The organism is Acinetobacter sp. WU_MDCI_Abxb74, from assembly GCF_025513915.1.
GTDB classification, from domain to species: domain Bacteria; phylum Pseudomonadota; class Gammaproteobacteria; order Pseudomonadales; family Moraxellaceae; genus Acinetobacter; species Acinetobacter calcoaceticus_C.
On the sequence record NZ_JAHPRP010000003.1, the window covers coordinates 130,925 to 144,614 of the forward strand.

Annotated in this window: 8 protein-coding genes and 1 pseudogene; 3 read left to right on the forward strand and 6 right to left on the reverse strand. The window is 39.0% G+C overall.

All coding sequences use genetic code 11. The annotated features are described in order from the left end of the window. Positions 1–79 precede the first annotated feature (79 nt). A pseudogene (locus KTH84_RS08330) lies at positions 80–288 on the forward strand (DUF559 domain-containing protein); the annotation flags it as partial. On the opposite strand, the gene KTH84_RS08335 reads toward KTH84_RS08330, so the two are convergent. Continuing rightward, positions 288–1,115, reverse strand: coding sequence for a TIGR02391 family protein (locus tag KTH84_RS08335; RefSeq protein ID WP_262472845.1), 828 nt, complete (start codon positions 1,113–1,115; stop codon positions 288–290). The pseudogene KTH84_RS08330 and the gene KTH84_RS08335 sit on opposite strands and share 1 nt — an antisense overlap. A 183-nt stretch (positions 1,116–1,298) precedes the next feature. Next, a complete protein-coding gene (metH, locus tag KTH84_RS08340; RefSeq protein WP_262472846.1) occupies positions 1,299–4,985 on the reverse strand; it encodes a methionine synthase in 3,687 nt (1,228 codons plus the stop codon). A 468-nt stretch (positions 4,986–5,453) separates the two neighbouring features. Here metH and KTH84_RS08345 point away from each other — a divergent pair, with 468 nt between their 5' ends. After that, positions 5,454–7,085: an inorganic phosphate transporter gene (locus KTH84_RS08345; RefSeq protein WP_133974859.1), complete on the forward strand. Its 1,632-nt coding sequence runs from the start codon at positions 5,454–5,456 to the stop codon at positions 7,083–7,085. 164 nt (positions 7,086–7,249) lie between these two features. Then, complete coding sequence (locus KTH84_RS08350; RefSeq protein WP_262472847.1) at positions 7,250–8,584, forward strand: D-serine ammonia-lyase; 1,335 nt, start codon at positions 7,250–7,252, stop codon at positions 8,582–8,584. 46 nt (positions 8,585–8,630) lie between these two features. On the opposite strand, the gene KTH84_RS08355 is transcribed toward KTH84_RS08350, so the two are convergent. The 4 genes from KTH84_RS08355 to KTH84_RS08370 form a co-directional block, all read right to left on the reverse strand. Then, positions 8,631–10,178, reverse strand: coding sequence for a hypothetical protein (locus KTH84_RS08355; protein WP_262472848.1), 1,548 nt, complete (start codon positions 10,176–10,178; stop codon positions 8,631–8,633). A 553-nt stretch (positions 10,179–10,731) separates the two neighbouring features. Continuing rightward, positions 10,732–10,896 (reverse strand): hypothetical protein, encoded by a 165-nt coding sequence (locus KTH84_RS08360; RefSeq protein ID WP_202742934.1) that lies wholly within the window; start codon positions 10,894–10,896, stop codon positions 10,732–10,734. A gap of 109 nt (positions 10,897–11,005) precedes the next feature. After that, positions 11,006–12,010 carry a formylglycine-generating enzyme family protein gene (locus KTH84_RS08365; protein WP_262472849.1) on the reverse strand — a complete coding sequence of 335 codons (1,005 nt, stop codon included), beginning with the start codon at positions 12,008–12,010 and terminating at the stop codon, positions 11,006–11,008. After that, on the reverse strand, positions 12,007–13,683 hold the full coding sequence (locus KTH84_RS08370; RefSeq protein ID WP_262472850.1) for an arylsulfatase: 1,677 nt from the start codon (positions 13,681–13,683) through the stop codon (positions 12,007–12,009). Before KTH84_RS08370 ends, KTH84_RS08365 begins: the two co-directional genes overlap by 4 nt. Between the last annotated feature and the right edge of the window lie 7 nt (positions 13,684–13,690).

Consider the following 13,690-nt stretch of genomic DNA (forward strand, 5'->3'; position numbering starts at 1 on the left):
GATGTTTCGTACATTGTTATTCTCTGGCAGATATTATGCCAAGACTCTTAAAAGAATATTTAAAAATAAGAGAGTAGAGATGCAGCCTTATAACAATAGCCTAAAACTTCCATCGCGTGATTTACGTAACAATATGACCGATACAGAACAGTAGCTATGGCAAACATTATGCCGTAAGCAAATTTTAGGATTAAAGTTTTGTCGACAAAGGCTAACTCCTAACTTTATTATAATTTCTATTGTTCCGTAATAAGCTTAGTTATTGAGTATGAGGTTGGGCAGCATTATCATTTTCCTTCGTACATTTTTTTAGGCTCAAGTGCTTTATCTAGTTTTCTATGAATTAATGAAATAGTTGATAAAATGTCCAAAGCATCTTGTTCGTTAATATTCCATGTAATCTTAGGAGCATGAGCAGTAGTATTCCTAAAAGTACCAAAAACTCCTTTTAATAAATTCATAAAACCTTTTTGCTCGCTTTCATCATTTTCAGTTTTTAAATAACTTAACGCTAAATAAGGAATTTTACCTTTGAAGGAAAATGCTTGATCTATTAACTCGGCTCCATCAGATGTCAAATTTGTTTTCATTCTAATTTTCTCTGCAATACTTTTTGTAGCTTCAAAAACGGCATGGAAATAATTATCAACTAATAATTCAGCCTTACAAAAATGAAGAACATCATTATGAATTTTTCTATCCATAAGAGTTTTTCTTAATTGCTGTGCTCGCGCTTCTGCTTCAGATAGGGTGGTTGTAGCTTTTATTTGTCTTATTAATCCTGTTTCTTCTAATTCTAAACCTTCAAATGAAAGTACAAAATTTAACTTTTTACGCATATCTAGAAACCATTCTTGGTTATCAAAGTGTCTTGATGGTTTCATTACATGTTGAATAAAGCTGATTATATTATTTGAACATCTATCATTATTTTGTTTCTGTTCTAGAGCATCATACAATTTTTTCCGTTTGGTGGAATTAAGTTGGGGGTCATAGATATCGCATTCGGATAAATATTTAGATATCTGACTACCTGTTAATCCATTTTCTGTATTACCTAAAATATTACAAATAGATTCTAAGCTTGCTAACTCAAATTTTTTAATTATTGCCATTTGAAAGTTTTCTAAAAATATTTAATAGATAAATTATATATTTTTTATTTGAATATCAATTTAATCCTTCTCAACCTTCCTTTTTCAAAGAGAGGAGATGTCATGTATTTCATTTACTCACATGACATCTCTCTATTTTCTATTTTTAAAGAGGGGGGTAGAGGAGATTAAAAGGACTCTAAATCAGACAATCGAATCATCTAAATTCGGCCCTAACCAACGCTTCGCTTCATCGAGTGTCCAACCTTTACGTTTTGCATAATCTTCAAGTTGGTCTTGAGAGATTTTACCCACGTTAAAATATTCACTTTGAGGGTGCGAATAGTAGAAACCACTTACTGAAGATGGCGGCATCATTGCAAAGTGTTCAGTCAGTTTAGTGCCGATTTTATCTGTAGAACCTAACCAGTCAAACAACACCGCTTTTTCAGAGTGCTCTGGACAAGCAGGGTAGCCCGGTGCAGGGCGAATACCGACATATTTCTCTTTAATCAGTTCTTCATTGCTGAGCTGTTCATCTGCTTTATAGCCCCAGAACTCTTTACGAATGCGTTCATGCAAATGTTCTGCAAAAGCTTCTGCAAAACGGTCAGCCAACGACTGAACTAAAATTGCAGAGTAGTCATCGCCTTTGGCTTTGTACTCATTTGCTAATTCTTCTGCACCAAAAATCGATACAGTGAATCCGCCCAAGTAGTCCTGTTGCTCACGGTCAGTACGAATGTAATCGGCCAAAGACAAGTTCGGTTTACCTGTTACTTTGTCTGATTGTTGACGTAAATGCTCAAATGTATGCGTAACATTTTGACCAACTTCATCAAATACGCTCACTGTGTCAGCGTCAGTGCGCTGAGCAGGGAACATACCAAATACAGCACGGGCATCAAAAAGTTTGTTGTCGATAATATCTTTCAACATTGCTTGTGCTTGGTTGTACAAATCTGTTGCAGCTTCGCCAACCACTTCATCTTGTAAAATTTTAGGGTATTTACCTGCCAAGCTCCAAGAAATGAAGAATGGCGTCCAGTCAAAATATTCAACCAATGTTTCAAGCGGGTAGTTTGTTAAGACTTGAGTTCCCAAAAGGTTTGGTTTTGCAGGAACATAACTTTCATCAATTTTAAAGCCGTTTTTAACGGATTCTGCATAGGTTAATTTTGCAGCTTTAGGTTGTTTGTTGGCTAAGCGCTCACGAATTTTGACATATTCAGCACGGTGCTCTTCAATGAATTTCCCACGCATTTCTTTTGAAAGCAGGGTAGTTGCAACACCCACAGCACGTGAAGCATCTGCAACATAAATCACCGCATCGTTATGGTACTGAGGATCAATTTTTACTGCTGTGTGTGCTTTCGATGTCGTAGCACCACCAATCAATAAAGGAATATTAAAACCTTTACGTTGCATTTCTTTAGCAACAAAAACCATTTCATCCAAAGATGGGGTAATCAATCCCGACAAACCGATAATGTCACATTTTTCATCAATCGCAGTTTGTAAGATTTTCTCACAAGGTACCATCACACCAAGGTCAACAATGTCGTAACCATTACAGCCGAGTACAACACCCACAATATTTTTACCAATATCGTGTACATCGCCCTTAACAGTTGCCATCAGGACTTTACCTTTAGACTGGCTGCCTGTTTTTTCAGCTTCAATGTACGGATTGAGCCAAGCCACAGCTTGCTTCATGACACGTGCAGATTTCACAACCTGTGGTAAGAACATTTTGCCTGAACCGAACAAGTCACCGACCACGTTCATACCGTCCATCAAAGCGCCTTCAATCACATCTAATGGGCGTTTAGCTTTTAAACGTGCTTCTTCAGTATCTTGGTCGATGTAGGTAGTAATACCTTTCACTAACGCATATTCAAGGCGTTTCTCAACTGGCTCATTCCGCCATTCGAGGTTTTCAGCTTCACGTTGTGCACCGCCTTGTCCGCGATATTTTTCAGCGACTTCGAGTAATTTCTCTGTAGCTGCCTGACCAGTCTCACCTTGGTTCTGGTTTAAAACAACATCTTCAACCGCAGCTTTGAGTTCTTTAGGAATATCATCATAAATTGCCATTTGACCGGCATTTACAATCCCCATGGTCATGCCTTGTTTAATGGCATGGTATAAGAACACAGAGTGAATCGCTTCACGAACAGGTTCATTCCCACGGAACGAGAATGATACGTTTGATACACCACCTGAAATCATGGCATGTGGCAAGTTCTGCTTAATCCAGCCAGTTGCTTCAATAAAGTCCACAGCATAGTTGTTGTGTTCTTCAATTCCTGTTGCAACCGCAAACACGTTCGGGTCAAAAATAATATCTTCAGCAGGGTAACCGACTTCATTGACCAAAATGTCATATGAGCGTTTACAGATTTCACGCTTACGTGCAGCGGTATCGGCCTGACCCGCTTCATCAAAGGCCATAACAATAACCGCAGCACCATATTGACGGCAGAGGCGAGCCTTTTCGACAAACTCGTCATAACCTTCTTTTAAGGAAATCGAGTTAACAACGGGTTTGCCTTGTACACATTTTAGACCTGCTTCAATGATTTCCCATTTCGATGAGTCAATCATGATTGGCACACGTGAAATGTCAGGTTCAGATGCTACAAGGTTTAAGAAATGCACCATCGCATTTTGCGAATCGAGCATCCCTTCATCCATGTTAATGTCAATAATTTGGGCACCAGCTTCCACTTGTTGTTGTGCAACTTCTAAAGCTTCGGCAAAGTTTTCTTCGCGAATTAAACGTAAGAATTTTTTTGAACCTGTAACGTTCGTACGTTCACCCACGTTTACAAAAAGTGAGTCGTCATAAATATTAAAAGGTTCTAAACCACTTAAACGACAAGCAGGCACAGTTTCTGGAATTTGGCGAGGTGCAATGTCTTTGACTGCATTATAAATGGCACGAATATGGTCTGGAGTCGTACCACAGCATCCACCCGTAATGTTAATGAGACCACTTTCTGCAAACTCTTTTAAGAAGGCAGCTGTTTGTTCAGGAGTCTCGTCATATTCACCAAACGCATTTGGTAAGCCTGCATTTGGATGCGCTGAAACAAAGGTATCTGCGACATCAGAAATAGTTTTAACGTGAGGACGCATGGCATCTGCACCAAGGGCACAGTTAAAACCAATAGAGAGTAAGTCACCATGACGTACAGAGTTCCAGAAAGCTTCGGCAGTTTGACCTGTTAAGGTACGACCAGATGCATCGGTAATGGTCCCTGAAATCATGAGCGGTAATTCACGACCAATTTGCTTAAACACTTCTTTAACCGCAAATATGGCAGCTTTACAGTTTAAAGTATCAAAAACAGTTTCGATCAGAAGAATATCTGCACCACCTTCAATCAGTGCATGAGTCGCTTCAATATAATTTTCTTTTAGCGCATCAAAACTAATATTACGAAATGCCGGATCATTTACATTCGGTGAAATTGAACAGGTACGCGATGTGGGACCAAGTACGCCTGCTACAAAACGAGGTTTGTCTGGCGTTGAATATTTTTCACAAGCTGCTTTTGCTAAACGTGCTGCTTCACGGTTAATTTCAGGAACCAGATCTTCCATGTGGTAGTCCGACATAGAAACACGTGTGCCGTTAAAGCTGTTGGTTTCAATAATGTCTGCCCCAGCATCAAGGTAAGCTTCATGAATGCCTTGAATAATTTGAGGTTGTGTCAAAACAAGCAGGTCATTGTTACCTTTTAAGTCATGTGCCCAATCGGCAAAACGCTCACCACGATAGTCAGCTTCTTCTAATTTATGGCGCTGAATCATCGTTCCCATTGCGCCATCAATAATCAAAATACGTTTAGCAAGAAGCGCTTTTAGGGTGGCAAGCGTAGACATAGAAAACCCTGACCTTTATATATACGAATTTAAAAATGCGGCGCTATTGTAACAGAATAGCAGCACAAATGATGATCTATGACGACCCACCATTCACCGTAAATTACTCGTTAAAAAAAGTGTGTCCGGATAAAAAATAGGGCGTTTTTTCATCAAATATTCATAAAATGATCATGATATTGAAATATTTCATCTTCAATATTCCATTTTATGACAATTAAGCTGTTTAAAAAATAATCATACAGGTAATTTTTTAGATATTTTTGCTTTAAAAATAATCATAAATAAGGAAGATATAAATTGATTTAAATTATTGTATTTTAATAAAAAAATAAATTGCATTGAGGAAAGGTGCATCAAATGAGGTCAAAATATGAAAAATTGACTTCATCAGGCGCCGCTTTGTCATATAATTGTCATAATTTAATTTAAGAATACAGAGGATTTTTCTATCCTCTTACCGTCTGCATGAATTCTAATCTACCCCCTGTTTCGGATTCAAAACTTGCGGCAAACCTGCAAGTCAAATCGACGAATGTACATGTCCCGACACCTAAGTTTTTTATGCCGGTGTTTCTGACGATTATTGTTGCAACGCTTATTTATATTGGATTTCAGGTGAGTGCTGATTTAGCACACGTACCGCCTTTGAGTCTTTATTCGGTTATTCTTTTATCTACAGCACTCTTGATTGCATTAGGCTTTGAGTTCGTAAATGGCTTCCACGATACTGCAAATGCAGTAGCAACAGTGATTTACACCAATGCTTTACCTGCACCAGTTGCAGTCATGTGGGCAGGTTTTTGTAATTTTCTTGGGGTAATGGTTGCAAGCGGCGCAGTCGCTTACGGCATTATTGCATTGTTGCCTGTTGAATTGATTATGAACATGGGTAGCGGTGCAGGTTTCGCAATGGTTTTTGCGCTTCTCATTGCTGCAATTCTTTGGAACCTTGGTACTTGGTTCTTGGGTATTCCTGCTTCTAGTTCTCATACCTTGATTGGTTCAATCTTGGGTGTGGGCATTATGAACCATCTATTGAGTGCATCGACTGGCGTAACAACCAGTGGTGTTGATATGGATCAGGTGATTAAAGTTGGTAAAGCATTATTGCTTTCACCTTTAATTGGTTTTGCTTTTGCAGCGATTGTATTCTTGTTGGTTAAAACTATTTTTAAACGCCAATTAGAATTATTCCAGCCACCTGAAGGGAATAAACCACCACCAGCAATCATTCGTGCAATCTTGATTTTTACCTGTACAGGTGTAAGTTTTGCACATGGTTCTAATGACGGTCAAAAAGGTATGGGTCTCATCATGCTGATTTTGGTTGGTCTGGTGCCTTTGGCTTATTCATTAAATAAAAACCTTGATACACAACAAGTTCAATCATTCCATCAGCTTTCTTCTCAAACTGCCGTATTTTTGAATCAAAATCAGCCAGAATTAACCGATGAAAAAGCACGTGTTATTTTGACTAAATATATTCAAACTAAACAGCAAACTCCGGAAGTAATGCCTGCATTGGCAAGCATGACTGATCATTTGGGTGAGCGTGTTTCTAGCTATAACAACTTAAAAGATATTCCAGAAGCTGCAATTAGTGAAATTCGTAATGACATGTATTTAAGCACCACTTCGTTTAAACGTCTGGATAAAGCGAATGCACTACCGAAAATGGACCAGTCACAAGAAAAACTTGTGAAAGCATACCGTAGCAGCCTAGATTCATTCTTACAATATATTCCGACTTGGGTAAAAGTAGCAGTTGCTTTGGCACTTGGCTTAGGCACCATGGTTGGCTGGAAACGTATTGTTGTGACTGTAGGTGAGCGTATTGGTAAACATCATATGACTTATGGTCAGGGGATGTCTGCTGAGCTTGTAGCAATGAGTACGATTGCAGCTGCTGACGGTTTAGGTATGCCAGTTTCAACAACACACGTTTTAAACAGTGCTGTGGCAGGTACCATGGTAGCGAATAGATCAGGCTTAAACTTCAATACAGTTAAAACAATTTTATCTGCATGGGTATTTACACTTCCTGCAACAATCTGTTTGTCAGGCGGTTTGTACTGGTTATTCTTACAGTTTGTATAAAAGCATTTAAAAAATTAAGGCCACTGTTCACAGTGGCTTTTTTATTTGTTTCTTTTTAATGTTCAGTCTATTTTCATGTACATTCAACTATAAATTAACAAGTCATTATAGAGCATCAAGCAGCTTTAGAGGCTAGGCTTAAAGCTTTGATATCAGGATAGATTATGGATGCGATTCAAATAGATCAGCTAAAACAACAATTCCCACTTATTGAAAAATTGCAGAATTATCAAGAGATATTTTGGTTTACACCACATTGCTATCCTTTAAAAGAAGCTTTAGAAAAAGTTGGGCTCACAGCAGAGGACGTAAGTGAAGCAGAAGCCAGATTAGAGCGCTTTGCACCGTACTTAGCAAAGGTTTTTCCTGAAACTCGAGCACAACATGGAAAAATTGAATCAGAGATCGTTGAAATTGCCCATATGCAGCAAGCACTATCTTCAACAAAACAAGTGCAGTTGAGTGGAACATTCTGGCTGAAAAAAGATAGCCATTTACCTATTTCTGGTTCAATCAAAGCACGTGGTGGTATTTATGAAGTCTTGGCTCATGCGGAAAAGTTGGCAATTGAGGCTGGACTTCTCAAGTTGGAAGACGATTATAGTAAGTTAGATCAAGATTCATTTCGAACGTTTTTCTCTAAGTACCAAGTTGCGGTAGGTTCTACAGGAAATTTAGGGCTTTCGATTGGTATCATGAGTGCCAAACTGGGCTTTAGAGTAACTGTTCATATGTCTGCCGATGCGAGGCAGTGGAAGAAAGATAAACTACGTTCACTGGGCGTTAATGTTGTGGAATATGCTAGTGACTATGGAGTCGCTGTTGAAGAGGGAAGAAAAGCAGCAGAGCAAGATCCGCACTGCTTTTTTATTGATGATGAAAACTCAACAACATTATTTTTAGGTTATGCAGTTGCAGGAATACGCCTAAAACAGCAATTTGAGCAAAAACAGATTACAGTCGATGCTGAACACCCATTATTTGTTTATTTGCCGTGTGGCGTTGGTGGTGGCCCTGGTGGTGTGAGTTTTGGGTTGAAACTTGCTTTTGGTGAGCATGTTCACTGCATTTTTGCTGAACCCACCCATTCGCCATGTATGTTACTGGGTGTCCATACAGGTTTGCATGATCAGATTTCAGTGAATGATATTGGACTGGATAACGTAACTGCCGCAGATGGGCTCGCAGTAGGCCGTGCTTCAGGTTTTGTGGGACGTGCTATGCAGCAGTTAATTGATGGCTACTACACCATTGATGATGAACGTTTATATGAGCTCATTGCACTTTTAAATCAAACCGAAAATATTCAACTTGAGCCTTCTGCGGTGGCAGGAATGATGGGGCCATACTATGTCCAGACGAGTCCTGATTATTTGGCTTTACATCAACTATCAGCTGAGAAACTACAACAGGCAACCCATGTGATATGGGCGACAGGAGGCGGTATGGTGCCACCTGATGAAATGCAGAAATATCTATCACACTTTCAAAATAAATAGATAAACACAGAAAAAAGCCCAATTCTAGAATTGGGCTTTAATATCATTATTTTTTAGATGATTTCCCAAAAGGTAGTTTTTCGGTTGCAAAGCCATAGATTGCAGCAAAAGGCAGGGCAGTTCTTGCTAAATAAGCAACACGCCACAATCCGCCGTGGTTGGCACCTTCCATCATGAGCTCAAGCGGATGGTCAAGCTCAGTTTCAGGATTTGCTACAGAAGACTCATTTCTTAAGTCATGAATCCAGATTGCCGCCATAATGGCATTGGTCGTTTCAGGGCTAAATGCTTCTACATCAAAAAGCTCTGCACCATTAAAAGCAGCTTTTAACAATGGATTTTTAGTCACAGAGTGAGTCGTTGTAGATGGCGCAATATTAATACTTACCTGTTGTCCCTGATGGCGGGCCAAAATAGCACGCCATTGTTGAATGCGTTTTGCCAAGGCATAATTTGGCCCTTGCTCAACAACTAGACAGTCGGCAATGCCATAAGTTTTTCCATTTTCACAAGCAATTAAGTCTTGATATGGCGCTTGAAAAAAACGATTGAGCGAAAGAGCGGAAACACCTTTCACCGCCATTTTTTGTATTTTTGTACGTGATTTAAATTTTTGTTGAGCTGCTTTGGCAACTTCTTTAGGAACCGCATAAACATCGGTTGGCGTACACATAAACATAAGGCTTGTATCTGGCTTATGTTCACTTACAAATTGCATGATGCTATCCATTGCCATGGAAACACGGACATGCTTTTCACCATCTAAATACGCAATTGCAGCTAAATCTAATTTTTGTGGAAACTGAACTAACCACTGCGCAATTTCTGGTAATTGAGTTAGTAAATTTGCACCCAATTTATCTTTTAGTTCAGAAACTTTTGCTGATGAATCAACTGGTTCAACACATGGTGCAATGAGAGTTGCGTTTCCTTGTTGAATCGTATTTAAAATTTTACCCCAGACACGTGAGTTTGGTAAGTCGACAGCAACTATATTCGCTTTCCATTTGGCTAACCAAGGTAGGGGACCTGCTTCTGAAGCTGCACCAAACAGCACCATAGTACGGTCAGATAAATCAAACCATTCTGGGTGGGCTATGGCTTCACGTAAAGCCTGTGCATGGCTCGATTCCATAATACCTGCATTTTCCCAACGCTGAATTTGGTCGAGCAAGCTTTGTCCACTGAGTTTTTGTCCTTTATAAGGAACATACCATTCTGGTGCTGCTTCACTTTCACCTTTAAGTTTTACTGTATGAAGAGGCGTAGATGAAGCAATATGAACCGCATCTTTTAAAAGGTAGTGTTTACTATCACGATAAAAGTCAAAAATATGGTGAGCCTTATGCAAACCTTGCTTAGCAATAGTAATGGGGTTGCTACTATTAGAGATCCCTTGTTTAACAAGTGCTTTAAAATATATAGGGTAGTTTTTTCGCCAGTTTTTTTCATTCAGCACTTGTTGCGCAGTTTTATTATCTACGACAGATAAAGCCTCTGACAAAATCTCTTGGCCTGTAAGAGATGTACTTTGTTTTTTTGTTGAGGCGTGTACTGGAAATTGTAGACCTTCGACTTGACTTGTGCTGGACATAAAATATCTCGTTATACGACTGGGTTAATATACAGATGTATACATTATCTATGCCAGCCAAAGGAAACGGGTGGCAATAACTGACAAAATAAAATTGATTGTTTTTGTGATGTAACTAGAAATAGGGTTTTATTATGATAAATCCATCTCATTTTAGCTTCATTTTTTTTCACATTTTTAGAACATTTTTATAGACTTACGTTACACAAATGTTTATTTTGTATTAAGCGAATCTTACAGATTTAACCTGTAGGTAAAATATTCAAAATGTATCAATGAATAGATACAAAGATGAGCAAGAAATAGACTTTTTTATTAATAAATAAAAAGAGTCGAATGAGATAAGAAAGAATTGGGGTGAAACTAGATAGAAGGCAACATAAGATTGTCTTTTAAAAATCTTGGGGATATGGTGTTTTTTATACACCATAATTTCTAGTTTCATCCCAACTATTTTTGGGCTGAAGCCCTCCGCTGAAGTATTCAATTCATCACTTTTATTAAAATCTACTTTTCCAAAGCAACTTTAAAATTGCTTTGGAAGAGGCAATAACTAACAACGTCCTTTTTTCGCTTGTCCTGGTGGGCAAAAGCCTCCAGGTTGTCCGTAGTAAGGTGAATCTGGGTCAATTACAATACTGCCATCTGGGGTGTGAACGGCACAGGCTGACAGTGACATTGTGAAAATGGCTGCCGCGCAAAGAAGTAGTTTTTTCATCATGTTCTCACTTTTTTATCATTCTCTTTTATACTATAGAAATATTTTGATTATTTTTCGACCTAATTTTGGTTAAAAAATATCTTTAATTAGTGGAATTAAGAAGAAATTAAGGAGATCGTAAAATTGTTCGAAAACCAACATGAGTTGCTGCTAAATCAAAGTCTTGCGGATAGCGGCTACTGCTTCGGTAACGTGAACAATAATTTTGTGCGCAAAGAAAAGATCCGCCTTTAATTACATATTGAGTACTTGAGATCTGTTGTTGTCTTAAATCAGCATAATTCCCCATATGTTGGTCATGAGCACCTTGATAGGGAGATGAGGTCCATTCCCACACATTTCCAATCATATCAAATAGCTTAAAATTATTTGGTGCAAAGCATCCAACAGGCGCAACATCTTTAAAATGATCTTGATTTAGGTTTTGAAAAGGGAATTCACCTTGCCAGTAATTTGCTTGTGGATGTTGGTGTTCATCGGTAGGGGCTTGATGTAATGGTGTATCAGTTTGAGAATTTGCTTTAGCTGAGTATTCCCATTCTAGTTCTGTTGGTAAATCATGTCCAAGCCAAACTGCATAGTGTTCAGCATCATTTTTACTCACATATCGCACAGGTTCATTAGGGTTTGCTACGGCACCATTACTCCCGTTTGGAGTTTTCCATGTATAACCTGACTTTAGCTGCCACCATTGCTGTGGATGATCAGGGTCTGGTGAAAAAACTGCGGCCTGCTTTTGTTTTTCGGCATCGGTGATATAGCCCGTTGCTTTTACGAAACTTGTAAACTGAGCAACGGTGACTTCAGTCTGGTCAATCCAGAAGCCTTTAACTTCCCTTTGCTTTTTTCCAAAATTAAGTTCATCGGGATAGGCTTTCTCAGAACCAAAATTAAAATTCCCATCGGCAATTAAAACCATTCCAGCAGTGGGTTTCTTCAGCCAACTTTGAGGTAGTCCTGTGTAATTTTTACACTTTTCAATAGAAGCTAAGTCAGCTAAAGAAGTTTGTTTCTGAGACGATGATACAGGTTCAGAAACTTGTGAAGGTTGGCTACAGCCCGCCATAAAAGACAGGCTGATGGTGGTAACTAAAAATGGTTTTAATCTCATTTAGCGTTATATTCCTGCACACCATTCTTTTCAGTATATTTTTGATAGACCGATAAAAGTTCTTGGACTTTAGCTGGGTAAATCTGAGCAACGTTCTGTCTTTCACCTCGGTCTGTTTTAATGTTGTATAACTCCCAAGTTCCTGTACCTAATTCAGGGCGCCCTTGAAGTGCAATTTTCCACTCGCCTTGTTTTGCATATTTACTGCCATGTAACTCATCGGCAAAACTAAAATTTTCGGGGCGAATCGTAGTTGTTTTATTTTCAAGCAAAGGCTTCCATGAAATCCCTGATGGCGTATTAATAGTACGGCCATTATATTGGCCTTGAGGTACTGGAATATGAGCATATTCTAGTAAAGTTGGGAAAACATCGAGCACGGATGCAAAGCTATGATTCGTTTCTTCTGCTTTTTTCTGATTTGGTAATTTCACAATAGCAGGAGCAGTAGTTGCACCTTCACCGGCTGTATCTTTCCATAAATGGAATGGCGCAGCACTAACCTCAGCCCAACGTGGTCCAATATAGTGATACGAAGTCGGCGTACCTACATTTGCTACAGAGTTATCAAAGCCAGATTCACTGCCGTATCCTCCACGTACAAAACCTTCTGCACCATTGTCTGAAACAAAGAAAATTAAGGTATTGTCATAAAGATTATTTTGTTTTAGGTATTGAATAATCCGGCCCACGTTGGCATCTAGATTTTCTACCATACCTGCATAGATTTCCATTTTTCGGGCTTCAAGTGCTTTTTGCTCGGCTGTTAATTCATTCCATTTTCCATATTTTTGTGGGGTGTTTTGAGTGGAAATTGGTTCTGCTGCATCAAAATTTGCAGGAATAATGCCAAGCTGTTTTTGGCGTGCGATACGCGCATTACGAATTGCATCGTAACCAACATCGTAAACTCCGCGATAACGTTCGCGATACTCAGCAGGTGCCTGAATTGGCCAATGAGGTGCGGTATAGGCTGCATAGGCAAAGAAGGGTTTTCCACTACTTTTACCAGAGTCTAAATAGCTAAGTAATTTATCGGTAAAATAGTTAGTCGAAAAAAAGTCATCAGGCAATGCCGAAACAGGAACAATTTGCCCATCTTCTGTATATGTTGAATTTCGCTTAAAGGCACTTGGCGCTTGCTTAAAGTGGTGATCTAGACCTTGTAATAATGTAAATGAATGGTCAAAACCTTTCGCATGTGCATTGGTTTCAGGGGTTAACCCTAAATGCCATTTACCACTGATATAAGTACGATAGCCATTATCTTTCAGCACTTGTGCAATCGATAATGAACGTTCGTTTAAATACCCTTCGTAGCCTGGCTGTCCCTTCAAATGTTCTGGCGTGAGCTCAGCCATTGCACCAATACCAGCCAAATGGTGATCAGTACCAGAAATGAGTTGAGAACGTGTTGGTGAGCATGTTGGGGCAGTATGATAATCAGTTAAAAGACGGCCTTCTTGAGATAGGCTATCAATATTTGGTGTATGAATTTCCCCGCCAAAAGCTCCTAAATCTGAATAGCCTAAGTCATCGGCCATAATAAATAATATATTGGGCTGTTGTGGCTTACTTACACCAGTTTCTTGTGAATCGTTGTCATTACACCCAGCCAAAGATAAGCTAAATAAGGCAATGGAAAGGCTAGATAAAATTGCTTTGTACTTCATTGTATCA